Source organism: Sphingomonas jinjuensis (assembly GCF_014197105.1).
Classification (GTDB): Bacteria; Pseudomonadota; Alphaproteobacteria; order Sphingomonadales; family Sphingomonadaceae; genus Sphingomonas; species Sphingomonas jinjuensis.
Window position 1 is genome coordinate 392,592 of the sequence record NZ_JACIEV010000002.1, and the last position, 17,901, is coordinate 410,492.

The window sequence follows — 17,901 nt, forward strand, 5'->3', positions numbered from 1 at the left end:
TAGGCAGATGGACGTCATTCTGCTTGAGCGCGTCGAGAAGCTCGGCGCCATCGGCGACGTGGTGAAGGTGAAGGATGGCTTCGCCCGCAACTACCTGCTGCCGAACAAGAAGGCGCTGCGCGCCAACGAAGCGAACCGCAAGGTATTCGAGGCGAACCGCGCCCGCATCGAGTCGGACAACGCCTCGCGTCGTTCGGACGCGGAGAAGGAAGCCGGCACGTTCAAGGACGCGCAGATCACGCTGATCCGCCAGGCCTCGAACACCGGCCAGCTCTATGGTTCGGTCGCCGTGCGCGACCTGGTCGAGGCGCTCGTCGCCGACGGCCACAAGGTCACCAAGAGCCAGGTCGTGCTCGATCGCCCGATCAAGTCGATCGGCCTGTACGAGGTGAAGGTTGCGCTTCACCCCGAGGTGTCGGTGACCGTCAAGGTTAACGTCGCCCGCTCGCCGGAAGAGGCTGAGATGCAGGCGCAGGGCGTCGACATCATGGCGCAGGTCTTCGAAGAAGGCCGCGACCAGGGTGGCTTCACCGAGGATTACGATCCCAACGCCGAGCCTGGCGCGACCGCCGAGGCCCAGGACGACGAGCAGGCGCAGGGTTAACCCCCAGCGCCGTTCGCCGGCCAACGAAAAAGGCCGCCCGGAGCGATCCGGGCGGCCTTTTTCGTGTCTCGCACCGATCGGCTCAGCGATCGATCACGGACAGCTGACGCAGGCCCCGATGACCGCCGCAAGCGGGATCAGCGCGAAGACGACGGGAAGAACATGTTTCATGCCAGCACCTTGCGTGATTTCAGTGGCGGTTCGAGACTTAAAATGCGCGAGCGTGGCGAAGGTTTCCCTCTGCTGAACGACCGCACATGACAGGTGTTTCGCCGCGAGACACACTCCAGCCCAAGACAAATATACTTGACCTGAAAAGTCGCGTATGTTTGACTTCGTCTCAGCAGGGAGGAGTGACGGCATGTATGAATTCACGATGGGCGGCGCCTGGTTCAAATGGTCGCTGCTGGACGCCGCGTCGAAGCGGCTGGCGGCGGGCAGCTTCGCCGCGGCCACGATCGCCGCGGTTCCGCTGGGCATCTACGTCAGCAACATCGGCCATGCGGTCGGCTATCGCCTCGGCGCGGCGGCGGCAGGCGCGCCCGTCGAGCGGGCGCCCGCCAGCGCGATGCTTGCCGGGGCCGAACCGTGGATGGCGTGGATCACCCTGATCTTCGGGATCGTCTCGGCGGTGCTCTGGTGGCGCTTCAGCCGCCGGCAGGACGAGATGTTCAACCGCGTCCAGAACTGGGCGCTCGGCATGGGCGGCGGCTGGACGATGGCGGCCTGCTTCGTCTGGATCGCGCTCGCATCGGCGGGCGCTGTGGCGATGCCGAGCACCATCGCAATCGCCGCATTGTTCTACGTGCTGCTCTTCGCCTTCTGGTTCGTCGCGGTCAAACGATGGGCGTGACGACGACGCTGCCCGCGCTGCGGGCGGCGGGCAAGCTGACCCAAGCCGATCTGGCGCGCGCGGTGGGGGTGTCGCGCCAGACGATCAACTCGATCGAAACCGGCCGCTTCGAACCCAGCCTCAGCCTGGCGCTGACGATCGCCCGCCATTTCGAACGCCCGCTGGAAGAGATTTTCGCGCTCGAGGGCTAACGATGTGGTGCCTCGACTTCGCTCGGCACGAACGGGAAGTGTAAGCCCCCCGTCCGTTCGCCCCGAGCGACGTCGAGGGACCTGCCGAAGCCTACCCCCCGATCGCATACCGCACATACACCCGCGCCTGCGTCTCGATCGGCTGCGGCTTGATGTCTATCGCCACCGGCGGCGGGGGTGGAGGCGGCGGTGGCGGTGCGGAGGCCGAAACCGTTATCGGGATGAACACGCGGCCGTCGTCGCCGCTCTGGTCGCCGATCGACAGGATCGACCCCAGCCGCACGCCAGCGCCATCGGCGGCGGCCTGCGCGCGCTGCTTGGCATCGGCAAGCGCCGCCGCGGTGGCCCGCTGCTGCGCTGCCGGTCGATCGACGAGCGCGAAGCCGTCGATCCGGGCATTGCGCGCGCCCAACCGCCCGGCCAGCCCCACGGCAGTTCCAGCCTTCTCGACCGCGCGGGTTCGCACCTGGCCATTCAGGCTGACGATATAGCCGGTGACGGCACAGGCGCCCTCGCTCAGCTGTGATTGGCCGTAATAATTGCCGTTGCCCTGGCATTCACGCGACCGGGTTTGCGTCATCGACACCTGCCCGCTGGTCGCCTGTGCATCGCGGCCGAGCAGCGCGACCAGCTGATCGACCAGCGCCCTATTCTTGGTCGCCAGCTGCTGGCTGGCCTCGTCGCTGGTTCGCCCCTCGCCGACAAGATCATAGCCGATCGTCGCCACGTCGGGCGGCGTCTTCACCGAGCCGACCCCGGTCACCGAAATCGACGGCCTGACATCGCGGCCCTCAGCCACCGCTGGCGCCGCCAGCACCGCAGCCATCAATATCGCAAATCGCATCGTCTCTCTCCTTAACGCCGCCCGAACAGACGCTCGATGTCGCCATGTGCCAGCTTCACCCAGGTCGGACGCCCATGGTTACACTGGCCCGAGTGCGGCGTCGCCTCCATCTCGCGGAGCAGCGCGTTCATCTCGACGACCGACAGGATGCGGCCGGCGCGCACCGAGCCGTGGCACGCCATCGTCCCCGCCACCGCGTCGAGCCGTTCGCGCAAGCTCAGCGCCTCGTCGAAGGCGGCGATCTCGTCGGCGAGATCGGTCACCAACCCCTTGGGGTCCGCCGTCCCCAGCAGCGCGGGCGTCGTGCGCACCAGCATCGCCCGCGGCCCGAAGCGTTCCAGGTCCAGCCCGAACTCCGCCAGCTCACCGGCCCGCGCCTCGAGCCGGTCGCAGGCAGGCTCGTCCAGCTCGACCACCTCGGGGATCAGCAGCGCCTGCGCGGCGACCCGGCCGCCCGCCAGCGCCCGCCGCATCCGCTCGAGCACCAGCCGCTCGTGCGCCGCATGCTGGTCGACCAGCACCAGCCCATCCGCCGCCTCGGCGACGATATAGGTCTTCGCCACCTGCCCCCGCGCCACGCCGAGCGGATGCTCCGCGGTGTCGGGCGGCGGCGCCCACGCCGGCTCCGCGCGCGCGGCCGGCGGCGGCGTGAAGAAGGTGGTGCGGCGATCGTGCACCGCGCGTCCGTAAAGCCCCTCCCCTTCAGGGGACGGGTTGGGGGTGGGGGAGGTCTCACCGAGAGCAGCGCCCGCAGAAAGGCCCCACCCCAACCCAGCATCGGGTCGGTCAGGCTCCCAGCCTGACCTGAACTGCCCGGGGGGCAGTTCACCCGACGCTCCTGAAGGGGAGGGGCTTAAGCTCGGTTCCGGCCGCCACATCGCCATCGCGTCGGCCGCCGGCCGCTGCACGCTCCTGAACCCCGCCTCGTCGAGCGCCCGCCTCAGCCCCGACACCACCATCCCGCGCACCAGCGCCGGATCGCGGAATCGAACCTCGGTCTTGGCCGGATGGACGTTCACGTCGACCTCGCTCGGCGGCACGTCGAGGAACAGCGCCACCACCGCATGGCGGTCGCGCGGCATCATCTCGGCATAGGCGCCGCGGATCGCGCCGATCAGCAGCCGGTCCTTTACCGGCCGGCCATTGACGAACAGATACTGGTGATCCGCCACGCCGCGGTTGAACGTCGGCAGCCCGGCGACCCCGCCCAGCACCAACCCCTCGCGTTCCAGGTCGATCGTCACCGCATTGTCGGCGAGCGCGCGGTCGGTCAGCGCCGCGACCCGCGCCGGGCGTCCTTCGGCGCTGGTCACGACGAGCGCGCGCCGCCCGTCATGTTCCAGCGTGAAAGCGACGTCGGGCCGCGCCATCGCCAGCCGCCGCACCGCATCCAGGCAGGCGGCATATTCAGCGCGTGGGCTACGCAGGAACTTGCGCCGCGCCGGCACCCGCGCAAACAATTGCTCGACCACGACACGCGTACCGGGCGGCAGCGCGGCGGGCCCCTCACGCTCCAGCCGGCCATTGTCGACCGTCCGCGCCCAGCCCTCGGCGCCCCTCACCCGGCTCTCGATCGCGACCCGTGCGACGCTGGCGATCGACGGCAGCGCCTCGCCGCGAAAGCCCATCGTCACGACGTTCTCGATCGCCTCATCCGGCAGCTTCGACGTCGCATGCCGTTCCAGCGCCAGCGCGATCTCGTCCGCCGCCATGCCGCAACCGTCGTCGCTCACCTCGATCCGGGCGAGGCCGCCGTCCGACAGGGCGATGCCGATCCGAGTCGCCCCGGCGTCGAGCGCGTTCTCCACCAGCTCCTTTAACGCGCTGGCGGGCCTTTCCACCACTTCACCGGCGGCGATGCGATTGACCAGATGCTCGGGCAGGCGACGTATTGACACCGGCGCAGCCCTAGACCAAGCGACGGCCTCCCGCGACCCCTGCAAGACGGCGACGGACCGCATCCGGCACCGGACGGACGGGTGGCTGGGTGACACACGTCAGCACCGGAAACCGTTCTCGATGTTCTCCCGCTTCTTCAAGTTGATGTCGCACGACATGGCGATCGATCTCGGCACGGCCAATACGCTGGTCTATGTCCGGGGTCGCGGCATCGTCCTCAACGAGCCGTCGGTCGTCGCCGTGGAGACGATCAACGGCGTCAAGCGGGTGAAGGCGGTCGGCGACGACGCCAAGCTGATGATGGGCAAGACCCCCGGCTCGATCGAGGCGATCCGCCCCCTTCGCGACGGTGTCATCGCCGACATCGACGTCGCGGAGGAGATGATCAAGCACTTCATCCGCAAGGTCCACGGCACCCGCAAGTTCGCGCGCTGGCCGGAAATCGTGATCTGCGTGCCCTCGGGCTCGACCAAGGTCGAACGTCGCGCGATCCGCGACGCCGCGTCTAACGCCGGCGCCAGCCAGGTCTTCCTGATCGAAGAGCCGATGGCCGCCGCGATCGGTGCCGACATGCCCGTGACCGAGCCGATCGGATCAATGGTCGTCGACATCGGCGGCGGCACGACCGAGGTCGCGGTGCTGTCGCTGCGCGGCCTTGCCTACACCACCTCGGTCCGCGTCGGCGGCGACAAGATGGACGAGGCGATCGTCAGCTACGTCCGCCGCAATCACAACCTGCTGATCGGCGAAGCGACGGCGGAGCGGATCAAGCAGGAGGTCGGCATCGCCAAGCCGCCCGCCGACGGCATCGGTACGGTCATCCACATCAAGGGCCGCGACCTCGTCAACGGCGTGCCCAAGGAAATCCAGATCAATCAAGGCCAGATCGCCGAAGCGCTGTCGGAGCCGGTCGCGACGATCGTCGAGGGCGTCCGCGTCGCGCTGGAGAATACCGCGCCCGAGCTCGCCGCCGACATCGTCGACCAGGGCATCGTCCTGACCGGCGGCGGCGCGCTGCTCCAGGGGCTGGACGAAGTGCTGCGCGACGAGACCGGCCTGCCCGTTACCGTCGCCGAGGATCCACTGACCTGCGTTGCGCTTGGCACCGGCCGCGCTCTTGAAGACCCCCTCTTCCGCGGCGTACTGCAAAACGGTTGATCTAGCTTAAGGGAGCGGCGCATGGCGCCTGCCCGCGACCGCCGCACCGGGTTCTCGCGGCGGCGTCAATATGGAGCTTTCCTGGGCTACGTCCTGATGGTCGCTGGCACGTTGGTCGGCGCCGTGTTGCTCGTCGTGTCGACATTCGACCCGCCGTTGTTCGCCGCGATGCGGATGGCGGCGGCATCGATCACCGCGCCGGTGTCGTCGGTACTCGATGCGGGGGTCCGGGGCGTTGCATCGGTTCCCGAGGCGATCGGCACCTGGTTTCGCGTCCATGGCGAGAATGCCGAGCTGCGCGCCCAGCTGAAACGCCAGCAGGCGCTGCTGACCCGCGCCCGGATCATCGCCTATGACAATTGGCGGCTGCGCGGCCTGCTCCAACTCCGCGATCGCGGCGCCGAGCCGGTCGTGACCGCGCGACTGGTCAGCTCCACCGCGTCGAGCGGACGCCGTTTCGCGATCCTCAACGCCGGCCGTTTCCAGGGGGTGTTGCCCGGCATGCCGGTGATCGGCCCCACCGGCATCGTTGGACGGGTGCTGGAAACCGGGCCCATTGCCGCCCGCGTCCTGCTCGTCACCGATCCCGAAAGCCTGATCCCGGTCCGCCGCACGCGCGACGGCCTGCCCGCCATCGCAGCCGGGCGCGGCGACGGCAGTGTCGACATCCGCTCGGTCAATGCCACCAACGTCCGCTTCGCGATCGGCGACATGTTCGTGACCTCGGGCACCGGCGGCCTCTATCCGCCGGGCGTTCCCGTCGCGCGGGTCAGCGCCAACGGCATCGAGAGCGCTACCGCCATCCCCTTCGCCGCGCCCGATTCGCTCGACTTCGCGCTGGTCGAGAAGCCGTTCATGCCGGTCCCCGCCCGCCCGCCCGCCGCAGCGACCGCGCGTCCGTGATGGTCGAAACCGTCAGCTATCGCCCCTTCGCCAAGGCGCTGCCCCCCGGCCGCGCCCGCGCGCTGCCGTGGGCGACGGTGATCGCCGGATCGATGGTCACTGCCGTGCCCGTCGTCGCCAGCCTGCCGCTGCTGCCGCCGTTCGGGCTGCTGATGCTGCTCACCTGGCGTCTCCTCGCCCGCTTCGCGCTGCGCCCCTGGGCGGCGGCGCCGCTCGGGCTGGTCGACGATCTCGTCAGCGGCCAGCCGCTCGGCAGCGCGATGCTGCTCTGGTCGGCGTGCTTTCTCGTCATCGACCTGATCGAGCAGCGGCTGGTGTTCCGCGACTTCTGGCAGGACTGGCTGATCGCCGCCGGCGCGCTCGCCTTCTGCCTCGTCGTCGGTCGCCTGATCGCGGTGCCGATCGGCGCGCACGTCGACTGGGCGATCCTGGCGCAGGTCGGCATTTCGATCCTGCTCTTCCCCACCTCGGCGCGGCTCGTCGCCTGGATCGATCGCAAGCGGGGCACCCCGGCATGAGGCGGCCGCCCAAGGTCGTTACCGAGGCGATGCAGGCGTACAGCTTCTCGCGCCGGGCCTGGCTACTCGGCTCGGCGCAGCTCGGCGTCGGCGCGCTGCTGGCGGGGCGGATGGCGTGGCTGTCGATCGCGCAGAACGAGAAATACAACACGCTGTCCGAATCGAACCGGGTCAACACCACGCCGATCCCGCCGCGCCGCGGATGGATCGTCGATCGCCACGGCGCGCCGCTGGCGGACAACCGCACCGACTTTCGCATCGACATCATCCCCGACCGGCTGGAGGATGAGGAACGCGTCCTCGCCCTGCTCCAGCGCCTCCTGTCGCTGCCGCCCGAGGAAATGGAGCGTATCCGCCTCGACCTGAAGGACGCACCCGGGTTCCAGCCCGTCCAGGTCGCCGAGAACATCGATTGGGACCGCTTCGCCGCGGTCAGCCTGCGCCAGCCCGAACTGCCTGGCGTCGCCCCCACCCGCGGTTTCGCGCGCAACTATCCCGCCGGCGCCGCGGTCGCTCACCTGACCGGCTATGTCGGCGCCCCCACCGCCGAACAGTATAAGGCGACACGCGACCCGCTGCTCGTCACCCCCGGCTTCAAGATCGGCAAGGACGGCCTCGAAAAGTCGCTCGAGCCCGTACTGCGTGGCCAACCCGGCGCCAAGCGGGTCGAGGTGACCGCGCGCGGCAAACTCGTCGCCGAACTCGCCACCCGCCCAGACGTGCCGGGGCGCAACCAGCGGCTGACGATCGACACCGGCCTGCAGGAATATGCCGCCCGGCGGCTCGGCACCAATTCGGGCTCGGCGGTGGTGTTCGACGTTCGCACCGGCGAGATGCTGGCGATGGTGTCGATGCCCGCCTACGACCCCAACAGCTTCTCCGACGGGATCAGCCATTGGGAATGGCAGATGCTGTCGGACAACGACCACGTGCCGCTGATGAACAAGGTGACGCAGGGCCTCTACCCGCCCGGCTCCACCGTGAAGCCGATGAACGCACTGGCGCTGCTCCACGCCGGGGTCAGCCCGTCGGAACGCATCTTCTGCTCAGGCGCGCTGCGCGTCGGCAACGGCATCTTCCACTGTCACGCGCGGCGCGGCCATGGCCCGCTCGATATGAAGAACGCGGTGATGCAGAGCTGCGACATCTATTTCTACGAGATGGCGCGCCGGCTCGGCTATGACGCAATCGCCCCGACCGCGAAGCTGCTCGGGCTGGGGCAGAAGTTCGAGCTGCCGTTCGGGTCGCAACGCTACGGCACCGTTCCCGACAGCGCGTGGAAGCTGCGCAAGTACAAGACGAAATGGACCGTCGCCGATTCGCTCAACGCGTCGATCGGCCAGGGCTATGTCCTCGCCAATCCGCTCCAGCTGGCGGTGATGGCCGCGCGCATCGCCTCGGGCCGCGACCTTCAGCCGAGCCTGCTGGCCGACCGCGTCCACCTCGACAGCCCCGCCCTGCCCTTCCAGTCCGAGCATCTCCAGATCGTGCGCGAGGCGATGTTCGGCGTCGTCAACGCCGGCGGCACCGGCGGCGCTGCGCGCATGTACGTCCCCAACGTCGCGCTCGCCGCCAAGACCGGCACCGCGCAGGTCCGCCGCATCACCATGGCGGAGCGGCGCGGCGGCGTGCTCAGCAACGGCCAGCTGCCCTTCAAACTGCGCGATCACGCGCTGTTCGTCTGCTTCGCGCCGGCCGACAATCCGCGCTATGCCGCCGCTATCGTGCTCGAGCATAACGGCCACACCGTCCGCAACCTCGACACGCCGATGATCGGCCGCGACATCATGACCTATCTGTTCGACCGCGACCGCGCGATGACGTCGCTGGCCGAGGTGGAGCCGACCTGGGGCGGCGACATCCGCACCCGCATGGCCGCCGAAGCCGCCGCTTATCAAGCCGCCCGCGCCGCCCCGCCCCAGGCGGTGGCGACCAAGACCGACGCCGTCGTCCCCAGCGATTCGGCCTCGGTCGAGCGCGCCACCGACCTGGCCAACGCCACCCAGGCGGCGGTGCAGGGCAGCGAGGCCAACGGCACCACGATCGCCGAGGAAGGTACGACGGAGCGCAATCCATGAGCCGCCGCTTGCCTGTCCCCGAACCCATCGCGCGGCTGCCGTGGAAGGTGCTGTTCCTCGTCGTCGCGATCGCCACCTTCGGGCAGGTCGTGCTCTACTCCGCAGCTGGTGGCAGTCTGAAGCCCTGGGCATTCTCGCAGGGCTTGCGCTTCTACGTCTTCTTCGTCGGCGCGATCGTGCTGTCCTATGTGCCGACGCGCTGGTGGCGGGACATGGCGTTGCCTGCCTATGCGGTCATCACGCTGGCGCTGGTCGCGGTGGAATTGATCGGCGCCGTTCGCGGTGGGTCGCAGCGCTGGCTCGATCTCGGCTTCATCCGCCTTCAGCCGTCCGAATTCATGAAGCCGTGCATCGTCCTCGCCTGCGCGCGCTTCTACGACATGCTGCCGCCCGGTGAGACGCGGCGCTTTTCCGCGATCTGGCCAGCGGCGCTGCTGATCGGCATTCCCGGCGCGATCGTGATGAAGCAGCCCGATCTCGGCACCGCCCTGATGATCTGCGCAGGCGGCGCGACCGTCATGTTCCTGGCCGGTATTCCCCTGCGGCTGTTCGTCGGCGGGGCGCTCGCCGCCGCGGTCGCGATACCGCTGGCGATCAACTACGCGCTTCACGATTATCAGAAGAACCGCATCCTCATCTTCCTCGATCCCGAAAGCGATCCGCTCGGCACCGGCTATCACATCAGCCAGTCGAAGATCGCGATCGGATCGGGCGGCATTACCGGCAAGGGCTTCCTTCAAGGCACGCAAAGCCACCTCGACTATCTGCCCGAGGGCCAGACCGACTTCGTCTTCGCGACCATGGCCGAGGAATGGGGCCTGATCGGCGGCTGCCTGCTGATCCTCGCCTTCCTGCTCGTCATCCGCTGGGGCATCAACGTCGGCCAGGCCGCCTCTACCCGGTTCGAGCGCCTGACCGCCGCCGGGCTCGCCACGACGATCTTCTTCTACGTCGCGATCAACCTGATGATGGTGATGGGCCTCGCCCCCGTCGTCGGCATCCCCCTGCCGCTCGTCAGCTTCGGCAGCTCGGCGCAGATGACGGTGCTGCTGTGCCTGGGCATCCTCATGTCGATCGATCGCCAGAACCGGCGATCGGCACGTTGGTGAAAAAAGCGGTTGCATCGTGCGATCGGGATGCTAACAGCCCGGCTCCCGATCGGGAGCGGCTTCGCCGCCAACCGCCGGAATGGACGCATAGCTCAGTTGGTAGAGCAGCTGACTCTTAATCAGCGGGTCCTTGGTTCGAGCCCAAGTGCGTCCACCACCCTCTCCCATCGCAGGTTCCCTTACGCCCTGCACGCGAGCGGCGGCGTGATGGTCGATCCACGGCTGGCTGTCATCCGATCCCCACCCTATACGCGCCCGCGATGAGTATCTGGCGTCGACCGACCACGCTCCTGCTGGCCCTGCTGGCGGCAATCACCCCGACCGTGCCGGCGATGGCGGCGACGAAGCCGGTGTCGGAGATCGTCGTCGATGCCGGCACCGGCCGCGTCTTCTACGCCGCGCAGGCCGACCGGCGGCGGCCGCCGGCGTCGCTGGCCAAGATGATGACGCTGCTGCTCGCCTTCGAGGCGCTCGATGCCGGCAAGCTCAGGCTCGATCGCTCCATCCCCGTCAGCCGCCGTGCCGCACGCCAGGCGCCGTCGAAGCTTGGCGTGGCACCCGGGCGCTCGATCACCGTCCGCGCCGCGATCCGCGCGGTCGCGATCATCTCCGCCAACGACATCGCGGTCGCGCTCGCCGAGAAGCTGGCGGGCAGCGAATCGTCATTCGTGGCCCGGATGAACCGCCGCGCCGCGCAGCTCGGCATGACGGCGACCCGCTTCAACAACGCCAGCGGCCTGGCGCCGGCCGGCGGCACGACCAGCGCGCGCGACATGGCGACGCTGGCACGCTACATCATCCGCCGCCATCCCGATCGCTACAGGCTCTTTTCCCGCCGCTCGCTGCGCTGGAAGGGCGTAACCCGGCCGAACCACAACCGGCTGCTCGGCCATGTTCGCGGCGTCGATGGCGTCAAGACCGGCTATACTGTGCCCGCCGGCTTCAACCTCGCCGCTTCGGCAATGCGCGGGGGCAAGCGGGTGATCGTCGTCGTGCTGGGCGCGCGGACGGGGGCGGCACGCGATCTGCTGGTGGCGAACCTGTTGGAAAGCGGCTTCTCGTCGCCGCGCGCCCGCCCGCAGCGCCGCTCCCGACGCTGAGCAGCGGTTGCGCCGCCGTTGCTGTCGCCGCAAGATCGCTGGCGACCAGCAAGGAACACCGATGCCGCTCTACGAACTCGCCGGCCAGCGCCCGACCGTCCACCCCGACGCCTGGGTTGCGCCGAGTGCGGACCTGATCGCCGACGTCGTGCTCGGCGCCGACGCCAATGTGTGGTTTGGCGCCGTCATTCGGGCCGACAACACTACCATTGCCGTCGGCGCGCGATCGAATATCCAGGAAGGCGCGATGCTCCATTCCGACGCCGGCGTGCCGCTGACGATCGGTGAGGATTGCACGATCGGCCATCACGCCATCCTCCACGGCTGCACCGTCGGCGATGCAACGCTGATCGGGATGGGCGCGATCGTGCTCAACCGCGCGGTGATCGGCGCCGAATGCATCGTCGGCGCCGGTGCGCTCGTCACCGAGGGCAAGGTGTTCGAACCGGGCCAGCTGATCGTCGGCTCACCGGCCCGCGCGGTTCGCGCGCTCGACGATCAGACCCGCGCCTTCCTGCGCGCCTCGGCGGCGCATTACGTCGACAAGGCCCGCGCCTGCGCGACAGGCCTTAAGCGCGTGGACTGAACGCAAAATCCTCACCCGCCAGGGGGAGGTGGCAGCGAAGCTGACGGAGGGGAGGACTTCCACGCCGAGCGGTCGCCTACCGCCCCCTCCGTCTTGCTGCGCAAGCCACCTCCCCCTGGCGGGGGAGGATCAGAAACCGCCAATCCTCACTTCGCCGCCAGCCATGCCTCGGTCGCCGGCCGCAACCGCGCGGCGGTCGCCTTGCGCACCGCCATCAGCCGCAGCGTCCGATCCGCACCGCCACGCGATCCCGCGTCGAGATACTTTTGGGCATAGGCGCTGATCTTGCCCGGCATCGCCGGATCGCTCGATCCCGCACCCAGCCCAACGATATAGCCCGACTGCGAGCTCGCCTCGACGAAGCTGTTGACGAGATCGCGGTTCGCCACCGCCCAGTCGAACGCCATATCGGGATGGCCGTTGGCGACCGAGCGCAGCAGTGTCGCCTTCTGCGGGGCCGTGATCGTGTCGGTCTTCAGCAGCTCCAGCGCCCGCGCCGCCGAGGCATCGTCGCGCACCGCGCCCAGCAGCGACACGAAGCGATTCTTCGCCACCGGGCTCTTCTCCGCCTTGGTCAGCGTCAGCAGCTGGTCCCACTCCGCCGGCGTCGCATTGACCGCATAGGTCGAGAGGATCGGCTGGCGAATCGCCGGGGGAATCGCGGTCGGATCGGTTGCCAGCTTGGCGACATACTGGCGCGCGCGGGCGATCACGTCGGGGTCGCCGTCGGCGCCCAACCGCCCGACCAGCGCCTCGCGCAGGTTCGACACCGCAGGCGCCTCGCCCGGCTGCGGGGCATAGCCGATCCGCTTCAGCTGCGGCCCAAGGATCGCGATCGTCCGCTGGCGCAGCGGCTTTTCCAGCGGCGTCTGCGAAAAGCTGCCGCGCAGCGATGCCAGGTCGCCCGCCAGCAGCGCCCATTCCAGCGGGTCGGCGCCCGCCCCGATCTTGTCGACCAGCTGGAAATAGCGCGACAGATCCTGATAGCCGCCCGCCGCCAGCGCGAAGTCATCGCCCAGCGTACCCAGCCGGTCGGTCAGCGGCAGCCTGGCATAATCGCGAACGATCGCCGCATGGCCGGCGTCGTCGTACATGACGCGGGTGTAGCTCGCCTTGCCGCGATTGAGGATCAGCGTCCCGCACCCGCGCACCGTCATCTGCGTCGACGGACCTGTCACGACGCCGCGCGCCTCGCCGCCACCCAGCGCCGCTGCGACCAGCGGCACGTGCCAGGTCTGCGACTTCTTCGATGCCTCGTCCAACCCGAAGCGGCCCTGCTCCAGCGTCGCCGTGGTGCTGCCGCCGCTGCACGTCGCGCTCTTCAGCGTCACCAGCGGCACGCCACCCTGCAAGGTGAAGTCGTGCGCGATGGTCGTCACGTCGCGCCCCGCCGCCGCCGACAGCTCAGCCCACAGCTGGTCGGTCACGGTGTTGCCGTACTTGTACTTCGCCATGTAGCGGCGGATGCCGTTTCGGAACGTGTCGGCGCTCAGCGTCGCCTCCATCATCCCGATCACCTGCTGCCCCTTGGAATAGGTGATGCCGTCGAACGCCTCGCTGATCTGCGCGACGCTGGTCACCGGGCGGATGATCGGGTGAGTCGCCGCGGTCGAATCGATGCCCATCGCCCCTTCGCGGTCGAACGCCACCGCGGTCGCATCCGCCTGCCACGTCGGGTTGAGGTCGGTCGCCGACTTGTTCTCCATCCACGAGGCGAAGCCCTCGTTCAGCCAAAGATCGTCCCACCACGCCATGGTGACGAGGTCGCCGAACCACTGGTGCGCCATCTCGTGCGCGACGACGGTATAGATGCGCTGGCGGTTGCTCTCGGTCGCGCGCTTCGGATCGAACAGCAGCTCGTTCTCGAAATAGAAGATCGCGCCCCAATTCTCCATCGCGCCGAAGAACTGGCTGGAGCCCGGCCCCGCGATCATGTCCATCTTGGGCAGCGGATAGGGCTGGCCGAAATAATCGTTGTAATAGGTCAGCAGCCGCTTCGCCTCGGCAAGCGCATAATCGCCCTGATCAACGACGCCCTTGCGCGAGATCACGCCGATCTCGACGTTGCCCGCCTTTACCGTCTTGCGCTCCATGTCCCCCATGCCGAGGAACAGCAGATAGCTCGACATCACCGGCGTCTCGGCGAAGCTGTACAACTGCTTGCCGTCGCCTTGAGTCACCACGCCGGCGGCGGGCATGTTCGAGAAGGCGAGCTGGCCCTTGGGCGCCACGGCCTTCAGCTTGAATTTGGCCTTGAACGACGGCTCGTCCCACATCGGCGCGAAGCGGCGCGCGTCGGGCGCCTCGAACTGGGTCGCGAGCATCCGCGCCTTCGACCCGTCGTTGTTGGTGTAGTCGATCGCGAACAGCCCCGCGGCCGAGGTGTTGATCGTCCCCGTCCATTGCAGCGCGACGTCGTGCCGGCCGGCCTTCACCGCGGTGGGCAGCGACAAAGTCAGCGTCTGCGCCTCGGCATCGAGCTTGTAGCGCACCGCCTTGCCGTCGACCTTGGCGCTGACGATCGTCAGGTTGGCCGCGTTCAACGTGATCGTGCGCACCGGCTTGGCGACCTCGACCGTCACCGTCTCGGCGCCCGAAAAGGTCATGGTCTCGGCATTGGGCACCACCTGAATGTCGTAGACCAGCGGACGGACGTCGGTCGGCAATCGACCGGCCGCCGCCAGCGCGGGCGTGGACACGGTCAGCGACAGGGCAGTAACCAGGCCGAGCTTCATCAACGAACACCTTCCAGTATCAAACGATACCGGGTGGCTTACGCCTCCGCCACGCCATGGCAAGGGTGGCTGGCCGGCCACGCGAAAAAACCCGCCGGCACTGCGCGCGCCGACGGGTCTGAACCATCGAAGGGATGGTGGGCGCGACAGGGATTGAACCTGTGACCCCACCCGTGTGAAGGGTGTGCTCTACCGCTGAGCTACGCGCCCGGTAAAACCGGAAGCGGGCCACTAGCCGGGCCCGCGACGGCTGTCCAGAGGGTTTGCGGCGGTGAACCGGCCCCGCCGCGTCGGAGCTTTGCGACGGGATCGCAGGTGAGGTCCGCCCTCACCCCACAACCGTCATCCTGAACTCGTTTCAGTATCTCCGTCCGGCTCGCCCTGCCCTCTCGAGAGAGATGCCGAACCAAGTTCCAGCATGACGAGGGGAGGTGCGGACGGGTGTTCGCTACCTAAAACGAAAAACGCCGGCCCATTGGACCGGCGCATCGCGGGGTTATCAGTTCACCGAATCCTTCAACCCCTTGCCCGCCTTGAACTTCGGCTGGGTCGAGGCCTTGATCGTCATCGGCTCGCCGGTGCGCGGGTTGCGGCCGGTCGAGGCCTTGCGCTTGGAAACCGAGAAGGTGCCGAAACCGACCAGCCGAACCTCGTCGCCCTTCTTCAGGCTGGCGGAGATGGCGTCGAACACTGCTTCGACGGCCTTGGACGCATCGCCCTTGGCCAGTCCCGACGTGTCCGCAACCGTAGCGATCAGTTCCTGCTTGTTCATCAATTCCCCCTGTCGAATCGCGCCTCAGACTCGCGCGCATAGATGTCAATCAGTAAGGCCCCGCTTCGGCCCTGAGTCAAACGAAACCGCCGCCGCCGTACCGAGCAGCGGTTTCTTTTGCGATCAATGGTGTAGTTCGCCTCCCGCAGGTGCGATCGGCGCCGGCGGCAAGGCGGCAAGTTCGTCCGCATCGGTCCAGTCGATCGCTTCCAGCGGCTCGGTCAGCGCCAACGCCAGAACCTCGTCAACATGCTTGACGGGCACGATGTTCAGCCCGTCCTTGATGCTCGACGGCACGTCGGCGAGGTCCTTCTCGTTCTCGTGCGGGATCAACACCGTCTCGATACCGCCGCGCAGCGCCGCGAGCAGCTTTTCCTTCAGGCCGCCGATCGGCAGCACGCGGCCGCGCAGCGTCACCTCGCCGGTCATCGCGATCTCGCGACGCACCGGCACGCCGGTCAGGGTCGAGACGATCGACGTCACGATGCCGATGCCCGCGGACGGCCCATCCTTGGGCACCGCGCCCTCGGGCAGGTGGATGTGGACGTCCTTGCGATGGAATAGCGACGGCTTGATGCCATAGCTGGGACTGCGTGCCTGGACGAAGCTGTAGGCCGCCTGGACCGATTCCTTCATCACGTCGCCCAGCTTGCCGGTGGTCTTCACCGCGCCCTTGCCCGGCACCGTCACGCTCTCGATCGTCAGCAGCTCGCCGCCGACCTCGGTCCAGGCGAGCCCGGTCACCGCCCCGATCTGATGCTCGGTTTCCGACAGCCCGTGGCGATACTTCAGCGTGCCTGCGAACTCGTGGAGGTTGTCGGGCGTGATCGTGACGCTCGTATCCTTGCCCTCTAGGATCCGGCGCAGTGCCTTGCGCGCCAGCTTGGCGATCTCGCGCTCCAGCGTGCGCACGCCCGCCTCTCGCGTGTAGCGCTGGATCAGCGCACGCAGGCCCTCATGGGTCAGCGTGAACTCGCCATCCTTCAGGCCATGGTCGCTCACCACCTTGGGCAGCAGATGCTGCTCGGCGATATGGACCTTCTCGTCCTCGGTATAACCCTCCAGCCGGATGATCTCCATCCGGTCGAGCAGCGGCTGCGGCAGGTTCAGCGTGTTCGCGGTGCACACGAACATCACGTCGGACAGATCAATGTCGATCTCGAGATAGTGGTCGTTGAACTTGCCGTTCTGTTCGGGGTCGAGCACTTCGAGCAGCGCCGACGCCGGATCGCCGCGGAAATCCTGTCCCAGCTTGTCGATCTCGTCGAGCAGGAACAGCGGGTTCGACGTGCCGGCCTTCTTCAGGTTGGTCACGATCTTGCCCGGCAGCGAGCCGATATACGTCCGGCGATGGCCGCGGATCTCGGCCTCGTCGCGCACGCCGCCCAGCGACTGGCGGATGAACTCGCGCCCCGTCGCCTTGGCGATGCTCTTGCCCAGCGACGTCTTGCCGACGCCCGGCGGGCCGACCAGGCACAGGATCGGGCCCTTCAGCTTGTTGGTGCGCGCCTGGACCGCCAGATATTCGACGATCCGGTCCTTCACCTTCTCCAGCGCATAGTGATCCTCGTTCAGGATCGCCTCGGCGGCGGGGATGTCCTTCTTGATCTTCGATTTCTTGCCCCACGGCAGGCCGAGCAGCACGTCGAGGTAGTTGCGCACGACGGTCGCCTCGGCGCTCATCGGCGCCATCGTCTTCAGCTTCTTCAGCTCGGCGGTCGCCTTGGTGCGCGCCTCCTTCGACAGCTTGAGCGTCGCGATCTTCTGGGTCAGTTCGGCGACCTCGTCACCCTCGCCGTCCTCGCCCTCGTTACCCAGCTCGCGCTGAATCGCCTTCAGCTGCTCGTTGAGGTAATATTCGCGCTGCGACTTCTCCATCTGGCGCTTGACGCGGCTCTTGATCTTTTTCTCGACCTGCAGGACGCCAAGCTCGCCCTCCATCAGCGCATAGGCCATCTCCAGCCGCTTGGCCGGGTCGAGCTCGACCAGCAGCGCCTGCTTGTCGGCAACCTTGATCGAGATGTTCGCGGCGACCGCGTCCGACAGCCGGCCCGGCTCGGCGATCTCGCCCAGCTGCACCGCGGTCTCGGCGGGCAGCTTGCGGTTGTGCTTGGCGTAATTCTCGAACTGCTCGATCACCGATCGCATCAGCGCCTCGGTCTCGGTGCCCTCGGCGACCAAATCCTCGACCGGCTCGATCGTCGCGGTCAGATGCTCGCCGCCCTCGTTCAGCTCGCCCAGCCGACCGCGTGCCTTGCCCTCGACGAGCACGCGAACGGTGCCGTCGGGCAGCTTCAGCAGCTGGAGAACGGTGGCGGTGACGCCGACTTCATACAGGTCGTCGCGCGCCGGATCGTCGTTGGCGGGATCAAGCTGCGCGACGAGGAAAATTTCCTTGTCCGCCGCCATCGCCGCTTCCAGCGCCGCAACCGATTTGTCGCGGCCGACGAACAGCGGCACGATCATATGCGGAAACACGACGATGTCGCGCAGCGGTAGAACGGGGTAGTTGGTCATGGATACTCCGGCGGGGCGTCATACGGCCGCCCCT

General features: G+C 67.9%; 15 protein-coding genes and 2 tRNA genes. 11 read left to right on the top strand and 6 right to left on the bottom strand.

The genetic code is table 11. The annotated features are described in order from the left end of the window. Window positions 1-7: 7 nt before the first annotated feature. The 3 genes from rplI to GGQ80_RS05300 all read left to right on the top strand — a co-directional run bounded on the left by rplI (window position 8) and on the right by GGQ80_RS05300 (window position 1,648). The gene (gene rplI, locus GGQ80_RS05290) at window positions 8-604 is read left to right on the top strand and encodes a 50S ribosomal protein L9 (RefSeq protein WP_183982828.1); all 597 of its coding nucleotides are present in this window, start codon (window positions 8-10) and stop codon (window positions 602-604) included. A 361-nt stretch (window positions 605-965) separates the two neighbouring features. Then, complete coding sequence (locus GGQ80_RS05295) at window positions 966-1,457, top strand: hypothetical protein (protein ID WP_183982829.1); 492 nt, start codon at window positions 966-968, stop codon at window positions 1,455-1,457. Beyond that, window positions 1,454-1,648 carry a helix-turn-helix transcriptional regulator gene (locus tag GGQ80_RS05300; protein WP_343050867.1) on the top strand — a complete coding sequence of 65 codons (195 nt, stop codon included), beginning with the start codon at window positions 1,454-1,456 and terminating at the stop codon, window positions 1,646-1,648. The genes GGQ80_RS05295 and GGQ80_RS05300 overlap by 4 nt, the downstream gene beginning before the upstream one ends. A 91-nt stretch (window positions 1,649-1,739) precedes the next feature. On the opposite strand, the gene GGQ80_RS05305 is transcribed toward GGQ80_RS05300, so the two are convergent. Then, window positions 1,740-2,492 carry an SIMPL domain-containing protein gene (locus tag GGQ80_RS05305; RefSeq protein WP_183982831.1) on the bottom strand — a complete coding sequence of 251 codons (753 nt, stop codon included), beginning with the start codon at window positions 2,490-2,492 and terminating at the stop codon, window positions 1,740-1,742. Window positions 2,493-2,503: 11 nt separating this feature from the next. Continuing rightward, complete coding sequence (mutL, locus tag GGQ80_RS05310) at window positions 2,504-4,390, bottom strand: DNA mismatch repair endonuclease MutL (RefSeq protein WP_183982832.1); 1,887 nt, start codon at window positions 4,388-4,390, stop codon at window positions 2,504-2,506. Window positions 4,391-4,511: 121 nt separating this feature from the next. On the opposite strand from mutL, the gene GGQ80_RS05315 reads away from it, so the two are divergent. From GGQ80_RS05315 to GGQ80_RS05350, 8 genes are all read left to right on the top strand, one after another. Then, window positions 4,512-5,549, top strand: a complete 1,038-nt coding sequence (locus GGQ80_RS05315) for a rod shape-determining protein (protein ID WP_183982833.1) — start codon at window positions 4,512-4,514, stop codon at window positions 5,547-5,549. Between the two features lie 21 nt (window positions 5,550-5,570). Further along, entirely contained in the window at window positions 5,571-6,452 is an 882-nt protein-coding gene (locus tag GGQ80_RS05320; protein WP_183982834.1) for a rod shape-determining protein MreC, read from the top strand. Beyond that, window positions 6,452-6,970 (top strand): rod shape-determining protein MreD, encoded by a 519-nt coding sequence (gene mreD, locus GGQ80_RS05325; RefSeq protein ID WP_183982835.1) that lies wholly within the window; start codon window positions 6,452-6,454, stop codon window positions 6,968-6,970. Before GGQ80_RS05320 ends, mreD begins: the two co-directional genes overlap by 1 nt. Next, window positions 6,967-9,048: a penicillin-binding protein 2 gene (gene mrdA, locus GGQ80_RS05330; RefSeq protein WP_183982836.1), complete on the top strand. Its 2,082-nt coding sequence runs from the start codon at window positions 6,967-6,969 to the stop codon at window positions 9,046-9,048. The genes mreD and mrdA overlap by 4 nt, the downstream gene beginning before the upstream one ends. Beyond that, complete coding sequence (gene rodA, locus GGQ80_RS05335) at window positions 9,045-10,157, top strand: rod shape-determining protein RodA (protein ID WP_183982837.1); 1,113 nt, start codon at window positions 9,045-9,047, stop codon at window positions 10,155-10,157. Before mrdA ends, rodA begins: the two co-directional genes overlap by 4 nt. Before the next feature lie 81 nt (window positions 10,158-10,238). Continuing rightward, window positions 10,239-10,314: transfer RNA gene (locus GGQ80_RS05340), tRNA-Lys, on the top strand. Window positions 10,315-10,417: 103 nt separating this feature from the next. Then, the gene (locus tag GGQ80_RS05345) at window positions 10,418-11,257 is read left to right on the top strand and encodes a D-alanyl-D-alanine carboxypeptidase family protein (RefSeq protein ID WP_183982838.1); all 840 of its coding nucleotides are present in this window, start codon (window positions 10,418-10,420) and stop codon (window positions 11,255-11,257) included. A gap of 61 nt (window positions 11,258-11,318) precedes the next feature. Beyond that, window positions 11,319-11,843, top strand: a complete 525-nt coding sequence (locus tag GGQ80_RS05350) for a gamma carbonic anhydrase family protein (protein WP_183982839.1) — start codon at window positions 11,319-11,321, stop codon at window positions 11,841-11,843. Between the two features lie 146 nt (window positions 11,844-11,989). Here GGQ80_RS05350 and GGQ80_RS05355 read toward each other — a convergent pair whose 3' ends face one another. The 4 genes from GGQ80_RS05355 to lon all read right to left on the bottom strand — a co-directional run bounded on the left by GGQ80_RS05355 (window position 11,990) and on the right by lon (window position 17,867). Next, entirely contained in the window at window positions 11,990-14,578 is a 2,589-nt protein-coding gene (locus tag GGQ80_RS05355; protein ID WP_183982840.1) for a M1 family metallopeptidase, read from the bottom strand. Window positions 14,579-14,713: 135 nt separating this feature from the next. Beyond that, a tRNA-Val gene (locus GGQ80_RS05360) sits at window positions 14,714-14,788 on the bottom strand. 289 nt (window positions 14,789-15,077) lie between these two features. Beyond that, on the bottom strand, window positions 15,078-15,350 hold the full coding sequence (locus tag GGQ80_RS05365) for an HU family DNA-binding protein (RefSeq protein WP_183982841.1): 273 nt from the start codon (window positions 15,348-15,350) through the stop codon (window positions 15,078-15,080). Between the two features lie 123 nt (window positions 15,351-15,473). After that, window positions 15,474-17,867: an endopeptidase La gene (gene lon, locus GGQ80_RS05370; RefSeq protein WP_183982842.1), complete on the bottom strand. Its 2,394-nt coding sequence runs from the start codon at window positions 17,865-17,867 to the stop codon at window positions 15,474-15,476. Between the last annotated feature and the right edge of the window lie 34 nt (window positions 17,868-17,901).